The sequence below is a fragment of the Streptomyces rishiriensis genome (assembly GCF_030815485.1).
GTDB lineage: Bacteria > Actinomycetota > Actinomycetes > Streptomycetales > Streptomycetaceae > Streptomyces > Streptomyces rishiriensis_A.
This window is the reverse complement of sequence record NZ_JAUSWV010000002.1, coordinates 6,737,352-6,748,043: the sequence shown is the minus strand read 5'-3', so window position 1 is coordinate 6,748,043 and position 10,692 is coordinate 6,737,352. Positions and strand designations below refer to the sequence as shown.

Here is a 10,692-nt window from a genome sequence, read left to right as displayed (position 1 = left end):
TCAGGCCCTCCCGAACATCGCGCCCCGGCGCACCGCGAAGGGGCCGATCGCGAGCAGGTCCACGGGAGCGGAGCCGAAGCACTCCAGCGCGTCGCGCGGGTCGTCGACCATGGGCCGACCGGCGGTGTTGAGACTGGTGTTGACGACGACGGGCAGCCCGGTGCGCTGCTCGAACGCGGTCAGCATCCGCGCCACGAGCGGCTCCTGACCGGCGTCGACGGTCTGGATGCGGGCGGTGCCGTCCACGTGCACCACGGCCGGGATACGGTCGCGCCACCGGGCGGCGACGTCGTGCACGAACAGCATGTACGGGCTGGGCAGCGGCCCGGTGAACAGCTCGTGGGCGCGTTCGGCGAGCACCATGGGCGCGACCGGCCGGAACTCCTCGCGCCCCTTGACCCGGTTCAGCCGCTCCAGGTTCTCCGCGCGGCCCGGATGGGCCATCAGGGAACGGTGGCCCAAGGCCCGCGGCCCGTACTCGCTGCGGCCCTGGAACCAGGCGACGACCCCGTCCCGGGCCAGTTCCTCGGCGACCGCCTCGGCGATGTCGGCGGGCTCCTCGTACGGGACGCCGGCCTCCTGGAGCCAGGCGCGGATCTCCTGGTCGCTCCAGCCGCGGCCCAGGTCGGCGCCGGGCATCGGCTCCGGGTTCTCCGCCAGGTGCAGCGCGCCGCCGAGCGCGGTCCCGGCGTCCCCGGCGGCGGGCTGCACCCACACCTGCCGGTACGGGCCGCGCGCGGCGATCTTGGAGTTGGCGACGCAGTTGAGGGCGACCCCGCCGGCCAGGGCGAGGGCCTCACCGCCGGCCTCGCGGTGCAGCCAGTGCACGAGGTCGAGCAGGACCTCTTCGAGGACGGCCTGGGTGCTGGCGGCCAGGTCGGCGTGGTCCTGGTTCCACGGTTCGTTCTTGCCGCGGGGCGGGGCGAGGGCGGTCCAGTCGACGCCGTGGGCGCGGAAACCGCCGTCGCCGGTGGCGTGCACGTACTCCCGCAGTCGGGTCAGGAAGCGGGGCTTGCCGTAGGAGGCCAGCGCCATCACCTTGTACTCGTCGCTGCTGCGCAGGAAGCCCAGGTGAGCGGTCAGGTCCTCGTAGAGCAGCCCCAGCGAGTGGGGCAGCGGCTGTGTGAAGAGCGTGTCGAGCTTGCCGTCGTCGTAACGCCCGGCCAGGTGGGAGGCGCTCTCGCCGCGGCCGTCCAGGACGAGCACCGCGCTGTCGGGGTGCGGGGTGGCGCGTCCGGCGGAGGCGGCGTGCGCGACATGGTGCGGGACGAAGACGACCCGCTCGGGGTCCAGACCGGGCAGCGCCTCGGCGAGGAACTCGGGGGCGCGGCGGGCGTAGTCCTGGCGCAACGGGTCCCACGGGTCGTCCAGGCCCATGTCGGAGGCGGGCCGGGCGAGCTTGGGGTCGTAGGAGTAGGTGACCGCGTCCAGCTCCTCGGGCCGGACCCCGGCGTGCTCCAGACACCAGCGCGCGGACAGCTCCGGCAGCTCCCACGCGGAGAACGGCACCGGTCGCTTGCCGTGCTTACGGCGGCTGAAACGCTCCTCCTCGGCGGCGGCGACCGTACGACCGTCCATGACCAGGGCGGCGGCCGGATCGTGGAACAGGGCGTTGATTCCAAGAATGCGCATGGGTGCTCCGTCCCGGGCGGCGTGCGACGTCACTCTGGTTTCAGCGAGTGCCGCACTGCAGTTGTCTCAAACATGTAGAGACAGCTCATCCCGTGATAGGCCAGACGTCTCACGTGAAGTGGTCTTTTGTTACGAAATATGTCGCTGCCGCGGAAGCCGCGTTCACGCTCCGAGCGCTGCTCAGGCGGCCTCGGAGCGCGTGAACCAGCCGATCGTCCGCCCGAGGCCCTCGGTCCAGTCCACGCGGGGCTGCCAGCCGAGCCGCTCCTGGGCCATCCGGGTGTCGGGGCGGCGCCGACCGGGGTCGTCGACCGGACGTTCGACGAACCGGATGCGGGAGGAGGAACCGGTGATCTCGACGATGCGCCGGGCGAGGTCGAGCACGGTGATCTCCACGCCGCCGCCGATGTTGACCGGGCCGGGTTCCCCGGAGGCCGCCAGGGCCAGGACGCCGTCCACGGTGTCGTCGACGTAGCACAGCGAGCGGGTCTGGCTGCCGTCACCCGCGACGGTCAGCGGTATGCCGTCCATGGCCTGCGAGATGAACGCGGGGACGGCGCGGCCGTCGCCGGTGCGCATGCGCGGGCCGTAGGTGTTGAAGATGCGGACGATGGCGGTGTCGGTGCCGTGCACCTGCCGGTGGGCGGTGACCAGGGCCTCGGCGAAGCGCTTGGACTCGTCGTAGACGCTGCGCGGGCCGACCGGGTTGACGTTGCCCCAGTACGTCTCGCGCTGTGCTCCAGCGGGTCGCCGTACACCTCGGAGGTGGAGGCGAGAAGGAACCGGGCGCCGTCGGCCCGGGCCCGTTCCAGCGCCAGCCGGCCTCGGGCGGAGGCGGGGGCGGGACTCCCCGCGGCGGGAGTCGACGGGAGGCGGAGTCGGCACGTCGGCCGGACCGCCCGGATCCCGGCCGATCGGCGGAGCCTCATCCCGGCCGACCGGCGGACCGCCTTGGACGTCCTGGCGGCGTACCACGCGCCCGCCCCGTGCCGGAACGGCGGCGTGGAGCTGCCGGACAGCGGCTTCCGCGCGAACGCGACCGAGGGCGTCGACGCGCTCGTCGACGCCCTCTGCGACGTACCCGCGCGGGGCAGCGGGCAGGGTGGGGACCGGGGTGTCAGGCGCCGAGTTTCGACACCAGGGTGTTCAAAGTGGCGGCCAGGGCGTCAAGTTCGCCTTCGGAGTGGCCGCCCGGCGTCGCCTGGCGGTTGAATTTCTCGCCGGAGACGACCTCGAGGGCGCCGGCGTAACGGTCGGACCCGAGGTCGTCGGCGGGTACCACGTGGGCCCGGCCCTCCAGAACGACGAGGACCGGCCCGTCGTCACGGGCTTCGAGCAACTCGCGCACATGCTCCCGCGTGACCGGTCCGGACCCTTCGTCATTCTGTGCGGCCGGCGCGGACTCCTCGACACCGGCAAGAGGGTCGCCCTGCGCCGTTCCCGTTCCGTTCCGTGACGGGTAGCCCTCGGCAGCACTCGCCGTGCCCGGCAGGACCCGCTCCCGCGCCTGGCTCTCCCCACCGGAATGAGCCCCCGGCTCCTCTTCGCTCCGCGCCCGGGCATACCTGTCCGGCTCTTCCGCGGAAGGCGTCTGCTCGCTCATCGGTGCATCTCCTCACATTCGTCGGAAGGCAGTGACAACGCCACCTCGCCACCTCGCCCCTGTGCGCGTGCGGACCTCCGGAAGGCCCATGCGCAAGGCTCCACGAGTACCCGGACCCCACCGGCGTCATCCGCCTGGTCTTCGGGCCGGCTCCCCTCGGAAGCCGGGTTCCGGGGTAGAAGGAAGAGGAGCACGCGCCGGCCGAGCACCGGGCGCCAGGCCGTGCACCGTACGCATCGGGACGTCCCTCGCGGCAGGTGCGTCCAAGGAGGTTGGAGTGCGTCTTCACCACAGCCGTCCCACTGACCCCGGATACCGCCGCCTGCGCCACGGACGCGGCTTCCGCTACGTCGACGCCCGCGGTGAGCCCCTGCGCGACCCCGACGAGCTGGCCCGTATCCGAGAGCTGGTCATTCCGCCGGCCTGGCGGGACGTGTGGATCTGCACCCGGCGCAACGGACATCTGCAGGCCGTCGGCACCGACGCCGCCGGACGCCGCCAGTACCTGTACCACCCGCGCTTCCGTGCGGAGCAGGAGCACGCCAAGCATGAGCACGTGCTCGAGGTGGCCGAGTCCCTGCCCGCGGTACGGGAGGCCGTCGAGGGACATCTGCAGGACCGCGGACTGACCCGGCAGCGAGTCCTCGCCACCGCCGTGCGCCTGCTCGACCTCGGTTTCTTCCGCATCGGCAGCGACCGCTACACCGAAGTGAACAACAGCTACGGTCTCACCACGCTGCTGCGGGAGCACTCCCGCTGCCAGGCCGGCGCGATCCTGTTCGCCTACACCGGCAAGCACGGCAAGGAGATCATCCAGACCATCGCGGACCCCGCCGCCTGCCGCAGTCTCACCGCGCTGCTGCGGCGTCGGGGCGGCGGTGAACGGCTCCTGGCCTACTGGGACCGGCAAGCCTGGCACGACGTGAGCGGTCATGACGTCAACGCGTACCTCAAGGAACTCACCGGTCTCGACATCACCGCCAAGGACTTCCGGACCTGGCACGCGACCGTCCTGGCCGCCGTCGCGCTGGCCGTCTCACAGCCCGTCGCACGCAGCGAGACCGCCCGGCGCCGTGCCATCGCCCGGACGGTGCGCGAGGTGTCCGGCTATCTCGGCAACACGCCGGCCGTCTGCCGGGCCTCCTACATCAACCCGCGGGTCATCGAGTTGTACGAGGAGGGCGTGACGGTGGCAGCCGCGCTGCCCCACCTCGGCGACGAGGGCGCGTACGGCATCCCCGCGACCCAGGGACCCGGCGAACGGGCTGTGCTGCGCATGCTCCGTGACGGACACGCGCCCGAGGAGGCGTAGAGGAGCGCGGTCGTCTCCTCCTCTCCTCGGGGACGCCTGCGAGACGGTGCGTCGACCCGGTCCGCTGCGTTCCTCGACAGCGCCCGGCGCGGCCGGTCGGCGCCCGGACGCCGACCGTCAGCCCGCCGCCCGTGCCGCGCCGTGGACCGGCGCGGGAACACGGACGGATTCGATGACGAACCCGCTGCGTACGCGGCTCGGCATGCGGTTCAGGGGGATCCGCAGGTCTTGTTCGGGCACGTCGTACTCCAGCCGTGCCAGCCGTGGCCCGAGGGCTCCCAGCAGAGCGATCGTGATGTCCTCGCCGGGGCAGCGGTGGCCGGCGGTGCGGTCGCCGCCGCCCTGCGGGACGAGTTCGTCGCGGTGAGGGGGCCGGTTCAGGAAGCGGTCCGGGTGGAAGGCGTACGGCTCGTCCCACAGGTCGGGGTCGTGGTTCTGCCCGTACAGGTCGAGCAGGATCAGCGCGCCGGACGGGATCGGCTCTCCCCGCCACTCCAGGTCCTTGACGGCCCGGCCGCCGAGGAAGGGGGCGAAGGGGTAGAAGCGCCGCAGTTCATGGGCGAACGCCACGGCGTACGCGGGATCGTCCTGTCGCAGCCGCTCCCGGACGTCGGGCCTGGCGCGCAGGGCGTGACCGGCGTAGGCGACGAACCAGCACACCGCCACAGTGGGACGGACGACGTTGAGGAGTTCCACCGCGGCGGTGTGCGGGTCGAGGAACTCGCCGTCGGCGTCCCGGTGCCGGACGATCTCTTCCAGCACCGACCCGGCCGGTGCGGTGACCGTGCCTTCCCGCACGTCCTCGACCAGGCGTCCCAGCGAGGCCTCGCACCGGGCCCGCGCGCCGCGAGCCCGCCAGTGGCGCGGTCCCGGCGTGGCGAAGCCGTCGACCATGGCGACCAGGTCCCGGGCGACGGAGTCCGAGTCGTCCAGGGGGATCCCGGCCCACTGGCAGACGCCTCGGGTGAGCACCCGGCTCGCCTCGTCGAACAGCACGACCGACGGACGGCCGGGCCACGACTCCACGGCCTCGTCCCACGCCGCGGCGACGCGTTCCACCACGCCGGCGACCGCTTCGGGGCCGGTGAGCAGCGACAGGAACATCCCCTTGCGCACCCGGTGGGCCTGCCCGTCCAGGGTGTGCACGGCTCCATGACCGAACAGGGTGCTCAGCACCGGCCCGGGAAGCGCCGTCCCACGCTCCACATGCCGCTCGTCGTAGAAGAACCGCACCGCTTCCGGGCCGTGCAGGGCGACGGCGTGCTGTCCCATCAGCCGGGCCCGCACGAGAGGGCCGGCGGTACGGCGCCGGCGGTCCGGCAGCCACGCATACCCCTTGGCGAGGACGGCGAGTGAGCTGTCGACGATCGGGGCCCGAGGATTCTGATTCATGGATCCTTGGGTCCCCGCCACCGCCCACCGGAAACGCGGGCCCGCGCACGCTCACCCGAACCGGGAGTGCCCTGTCGCTCCGCGAGAAACCGGGCGTCCGCCGGACGGCCGAGTGCGTGCCACGCATGGCCTCGCCGATGGCGTGCCGGCTCTCCCCGGCGTGCTGGAGCTGTCGCCGGTGCGGGCGTCGGCGCGGGCCACCGCAGCGGCGCACTTCGGTCCGGTCGGCCGGGGCCGGGTGGTGTCCCCGGCCGACCGGCCGAACGCCTCGATCCGGGCGCCGCCGAAGGCGCACCCTGTCATCGCTGCACCAGCGCCCTCATCCCTGTCGTCCCCGCTGCTCGGTCTCGCCGTCTGCCGGCGCCGGAACGGCGTCGGGGCCGGGATGACTGGAGATGACCTGGTCGATGCCGGTGATCTCCAGCATGTGCCGGACCGGCGGGCTGGGGGTCACCAGGAGAAGGCGGCCACCGGCGCTTCCGGCGGCTCGGCTGGCGATGAGGAGCCGCGTCAGGCCGGTGGAGTCGAGGAAGGACACTCCGGACAGGTCGAGCAGGACGGTGGGGGCCTCGGCACGCAGGACCGGCCGGAGTGCGTCGGTGAGGCGGTCGGCGGTGTGGTGGTCGAGCACGCCGGTCACGGTCAGCAGGAAGCTGCCGTCGTGCAGCGGACGGGTGTGCACCTCCAGCAGGTCCGGGTTCTCGTGCCCGTCGTCGCGATGGCCGGGCATCGCCTCTCCTCTCTGTCAGCCTCTCGGACGAGCGCCGCGCCGCTGCGACGGCACCGTGTCAGGGCATCAGGGCATCAGGGCATCAGGGCGTCAGGGCGTCCTGGCCGGTGTCGCGCCATTCGGCCAGCAGGACGGTGGCGTCGTCATCGAGTCGTCCGTCGTGATGGTCCAGGACCGCGTGGGTGAGGCGGCGCAGTGTCTCCTGGACGGTGAGGCGGTCGGCGTGATGGCGCACGACGAAGTCGACGAAGCGGTCGAGACCGAACAGCTCACCCCTGCTGTTGCGGGCTTCGACGACCCCGTCCGTGTAGAGCAGCAGCCGGTCACCGGGCTGGAGCTGTTCGTGGCAGACGGTCACCGGCAGGCCCAGGGCGACTCCCATGGGTCCGGCCGGAGGGCACTGCAACTCGCTCGGCCACCGCCCGTCGCGGATGAGTACCGGCAGGTGGTGGCCACGGTTGATCCACTCCAGTCGGCCGGTGGTCAGGTCCAGGTCGGCGAGGATGCCGGTGACGTAGCGGCTGGTGCCGAACTGCTCGACGAGGGCCTCCTCCACCGCCTGGCTGGTGTCCACCAGGCCGGCGCCCTGGCGGCGGGCGTTGCGGCAGGTGGCGACCGCCATGTTGGCCGTCAGCCCGGCGGTGGCGTCGTGTCCCATGGCGTCGAAGATGGACAGGTGCAGGGTGTCGTCGGCGACGGCGTAGTCGAAGGCGTCCCCGCCGACCTCGTACGCCGGTTCCGACGCGGCGCCGACGGTGGAGGTACGGCCGGCGAAGGCCGAGGGCGGGGTGAGATGCCACTGCATCTCCGCGGCCACGCTCATCGGCGCCGTACGGATCAGGCGGGCGTAGGAGTCGCTGTGGGACCGCTTGCTCAGCAGCAGCAGCGCCACCATGGACGCCAGGGCCCGCAGCGCGTTGCGGACCGACTCGTCGTCGTCCGTGGTGTCCGCGCGCAGCACGCCGAGGCGCTCGACACCGTCGGTGATCGGCACCCACCACCGGCGCAGGTTCCGCCTGCCCGTCCCGTCCGGTTCCGTGACGAGGTCCACGCGCTGGAAGGCCAGGCCGGCCACGGTGCCGTGCACCATGAACTGCAGGCCGCCCTCTGCGGCGTCGGGTCCCCTGCCGGTCACCTGGCGCAAGATCTTTCCCTGCAGGTCCACCACGAAGAAGGCCACGTCGTGAAGGCCCACCGGGTCAACGTGCGCGGCCACCATCTCGGGCAGGTCCTCCAGTGCCGCGACATGGCTGACCAGCATGAGGTCGGTGAGCGCGCTCGCCACCTTCGCGTATGCGGTCACGAGGTGAACCTCCTCCTGGTCCGGGGCCGCCACGGCCCCTGCGGGCACACGGCCCCGCGCACAGCTTCGCCTCGTCCACGGCGGGCCGCCTACCGGCTACCCCCGATCAGTCGGTCCAGTGAGCCGGAGCCCGCCGGTGTCGCGTCGGGTACATCGGGGGGCACTACTTGCGGGGTGGCCGGTTCAGGACGGCTGCGGTGATCTCGGCGAGTGTCTGTCCGGTGCGAAAAGCCTCCGCGCGCATGTGGGCGAGCGCGTCGCTGATGCTGATGCCGAGGCGTGCCGCGACGACTCCGATGGCCTGGTGGGTCGAGGACCAGTGGGACCGGATCACGTCGGCTGGTTCCCAGGCCGGGGCCGCGCTGCCGGTCAGCAGTTCGGTGTGCGTCGAGAGCAGGGCTTCGACCACGGCGTCGGCGACCTGCTGGGCCTCACGTACCGCCGGGGCGTCGAGGCCGCCTTCGCGGCGTCGGAGCAGGTTCATGGAGCCGAGCGTCTCGTCGTCGAGCCGCAGAGGAAGGGCGTAGACGGCTCTCACTTCCGGGAGTTGCTCGGCCGTGCTCGCGCTGAAGAAGGGCCAACGAGGGAGCTCTTCGCGCAGGTCCTCCACCAGGACCGGTGTGCCGCTTGCCGCGGCGGCGATGCAGGGGCCCTCCGCGACAGTGAACTGGATCTCCTCCAGGCGCAGAGCCGTCGCGTCCGAGGCGCACAGCAGTTGCCGTGAGGGCGTGTCCGTCAGCAGCGACACCCGTCGCCCCGTCCACCGCCAGGACCTCACGCACCGCCCGGCACACGGCCCGGGGCATTTCGGACGAGGGGGTGGAGCGGACGACGCGCATGACCGTCTGTGCCGCTCTGGATCGTCGTTCCCCCACCGCGGTCCTCCCCGACGTCGGCTGCTCGTGACTGTCTCGGAGTGCCCGGGCGGGAGAGGTGGAAACCGCCCGGAAGGATGGACGCGAGCGCTGTCCCCGCGCTCGGGGTGAGACCGGACCCGGCGGGCCTCCGACGGGCCGACGGCTCACCGACGCGGGCCGGGTCACTGCCCGCGTCCCCGGCACCGCACGCACGCTCTCCGCGAGTGAGGGGAGCACGTCGGGCAGGTCGACGCCGAGGGCGGGGGCGCCGAGGGCCGGGGGCGGGTCGACGCCGAGGGCCGGGGGCGGGTCGGGGGGGGCGCCTGCCGCAGGATCACCCGCGCTGCTCACCGACGGTCAGCAACCTGCCGGCACAGCCATGTCGGGCGTGCTCACCGGGCACGACGACGACATGCCGGGTGGTTCACCACACCCCATGCCCGCGCCCCGCACTCCTTCATGTCGGGTTTGTGGTGAATCGGTTGCGGCACTCGGGCCAGGTGCATCGTGCAGCACGGCAGCGAGCGAAGCAGAGGGCCTCTGATGACGACGATCGGTGTGGAAGAGGAATATCTGCTGATCGACCCCGTCACGGGCCTTCCGGTGCCGCAGGTGGAGAAGGTGCGCAGGGCAACGGAGGCCGCCTGTCTCATGGCCGACCACGAGGTGCAGTGCGAGCTGCTGCAGACGCAGGTCGAGGTGGCCACGCCGGTGTGCGGCACTCTGGAGGAGGTAGGGGGGCATCTGCTGCGTCTGCGGCATGCCGTCGGGGCGGCCGCCGAAGCGCACGGCTGCCGGATCGCGGCCTGCGCCACGCCGCCGCAGCGCCACCGTCGTCCCGTGGCCGTCACCGACCGGGCCCGTTACCGGGCCATGGCGGCGCAGGCGCCCCAGCTGGTGGCGGAGCAGCTGGTCAACGGGATGCATGTCCACGTCGCCGTGCCCGGCCGCGAGGCGGGCGTGCAGGTTCTGAACCGGATCCGGGTGTGGTTGCCGACGCTGACGGCGATGTCGGCCAACTCCCCGCTGTGGGACGGCCACGACACCGGCTTCGCCAGCTGGCGCACCGTGATCTTCAGCCGTTGGCCGGTCAGCGGCCTGCCTCCGCACTTCCATGACGAGGCCGACTACGACCGGCGGGTCCAGCGACTGCTGGAGAGCGGCCTGATCTCGGACACCGGGCAGCTGTACTGGCAGGCCCGCCTCTCGGAGCGGTACCCCACCATCGAGGTGCGGTGCCTGGACGTGCAGCTGCGCGTGGACGAGGCGGTCATGTTCGCCGGTCTGGTTCGAGCACTCGTGGAGACCGCCCTGGGGGAGGCGGTCGCCGGGGCTGCTGTGCCGGACTGCGCGCCGGAGCTGCTGCGGGCCGGCATGTGGCACGCGGCCCGTCATGGCCTGAGCGACACCTTGATCGACCCGAGCGGCGGTCGGCACCGCGCAGGTGACGTGCTGTGCCAGCTCCTGCGCCACGTCGCTCCCGCACTGGAAGCGACCGGCGACAGCCGGGAGGTGACGAGTCTCGTCCACCGGCTGCTGCAGCACGGTACCGGGGCGGACCGCCAACGATCCGCCCTGTCCGACGGCGGTCTGGGGGCGGTCATCGGCCTGATCATCAGCGAGTGCGGCACGCCATGACCCGGGTGCGTGGATCTCGGGGAGACCGAAATCAATCTGGATCCGGCTCGAATCGTCGTGACCAGCGGACCAGCGGACCAGGTGGCTGACGGGCCGGGCGGGCTCACACGCGAGAATCCGTGATCAGCGGATCGACGGGCCCCGCGGGCTCACACGCGGGGATCGTCGATCGGTGCGCTCTGTGACCGCGAGGGGACGTGCCGCCCCCCTGCGGTCGGTGGACGG

8 protein-coding genes and 1 pseudogene are annotated in these 10,692 nt (G+C 72.4%); 2 read left to right on the top strand and 7 right to left on the bottom strand.

The features are described from left to right. The 3 genes and pseudogenes from QF030_RS32425 to QF030_RS32415 form a co-directional block, all read right to left on the bottom strand. Window positions 1–1,632 carry a carbamoyltransferase family protein gene (locus QF030_RS32425; protein ID WP_307166124.1) on the bottom strand — a complete coding sequence of 544 codons (1,632 nt, stop codon included), beginning with the start codon at window positions 1,630–1,632 and terminating at the stop codon, window positions 1–3. A gap of 180 nt (window positions 1,633–1,812) precedes the next feature. Further along, a pseudogene (locus QF030_RS32420) lies at window positions 1,813–2,522 on the bottom strand (NAD-dependent epimerase/dehydratase family protein); the annotation flags it as partial. A 227-nt stretch (window positions 2,523–2,749) separates the two neighbouring features. After that, window positions 2,750–3,235, bottom strand: coding sequence for a hypothetical protein (locus QF030_RS32415; RefSeq protein ID WP_307166123.1), 486 nt, complete (start codon window positions 3,233–3,235; stop codon window positions 2,750–2,752). Between the two features lie 277 nt (window positions 3,236–3,512). On the opposite strand from QF030_RS32415, the gene QF030_RS32410 reads away from it, so the two are divergent. Next, window positions 3,513–4,547, top strand: a complete 1,035-nt coding sequence (locus tag QF030_RS32410; RefSeq protein ID WP_307166122.1) for a DNA topoisomerase IB — start codon at window positions 3,513–3,515, stop codon at window positions 4,545–4,547. A 117-nt stretch (window positions 4,548–4,664) separates the two neighbouring features. Here QF030_RS32410 and QF030_RS32405 read toward each other — a convergent pair whose 3' ends face one another. From QF030_RS32405 to QF030_RS32390, 4 genes are all read right to left on the bottom strand, one after another. Next, a complete protein-coding gene (locus QF030_RS32405; RefSeq protein WP_307166121.1) occupies window positions 4,665–5,939 on the bottom strand; it encodes a cytochrome P450 in 1,275 nt (424 codons plus the stop codon). Between the two features lie 319 nt (window positions 5,940–6,258). Beyond that, window positions 6,259–6,669: an STAS domain-containing protein gene (locus QF030_RS32400; protein WP_307166120.1), complete on the bottom strand. Its 411-nt coding sequence runs from the start codon at window positions 6,667–6,669 to the stop codon at window positions 6,259–6,261. 82 nt (window positions 6,670–6,751) lie between these two features. Then, window positions 6,752–7,930 carry a PP2C family protein-serine/threonine phosphatase gene (locus QF030_RS32395; RefSeq protein WP_373428930.1) on the bottom strand — a complete coding sequence of 393 codons (1,179 nt, stop codon included), beginning with the start codon at window positions 7,928–7,930 and terminating at the stop codon, window positions 6,752–6,754. A gap of 205 nt (window positions 7,931–8,135) precedes the next feature. Next, complete coding sequence (locus QF030_RS32390; protein WP_307166118.1) at window positions 8,136–8,720, bottom strand: GAF and ANTAR domain-containing protein; 585 nt, start codon at window positions 8,718–8,720, stop codon at window positions 8,136–8,138. Window positions 8,721–9,372: 652 nt separating this feature from the next. Between QF030_RS32390 and QF030_RS32385 the strand changes: the two genes are divergently transcribed. Next, on the top strand, window positions 9,373–10,467 hold the full coding sequence (locus QF030_RS32385) for a carboxylate-amine ligase (RefSeq protein ID WP_307166117.1): 1,095 nt from the start codon (window positions 9,373–9,375) through the stop codon (window positions 10,465–10,467). Window positions 10,468–10,692 lie beyond the last annotated feature (225 nt).

What these genes read in the sequence shown, in the direction of transcription:
- QF030_RS32400 (WP_307166120.1), bottom strand. Translation starts at nt 6,669, where the DNA reads ATGCCCGGCCATCGCGACGACGGGCACGAGAACCCGGACCTGCTGGAG.
- QF030_RS32405 (WP_307166121.1), bottom strand. Translation starts at nt 5,939, where the DNA reads ATGAATCAGAATCCTCGGGCCCCGATCGTCGACAGCTCACTCGCCGTC.
- QF030_RS32415 (WP_307166123.1), bottom strand. Translation starts at nt 3,235, where the DNA reads ATGAGCGAGCAGACGCCTTCCGCGGAAGAGCCGGACAGGTATGCCCGG.
- QF030_RS32425 (WP_307166124.1), bottom strand. Translation starts at nt 1,632, where the DNA reads ATGCGCATTCTTGGAATCAACGCCCTGTTCCACGATCCGGCCGCCGCC.
- QF030_RS32395 (WP_373428930.1), bottom strand. Translation starts at nt 7,930, where the DNA reads ATGCTGGTCAGCCATGTCGCGGCACTGGAGGACCTGCCCGAGATGGTG.
- QF030_RS32385 (WP_307166117.1), top strand. Translation starts at nt 9,373, where the DNA reads ATGACGACGATCGGTGTGGAAGAGGAATATCTGCTGATCGACCCCGTC.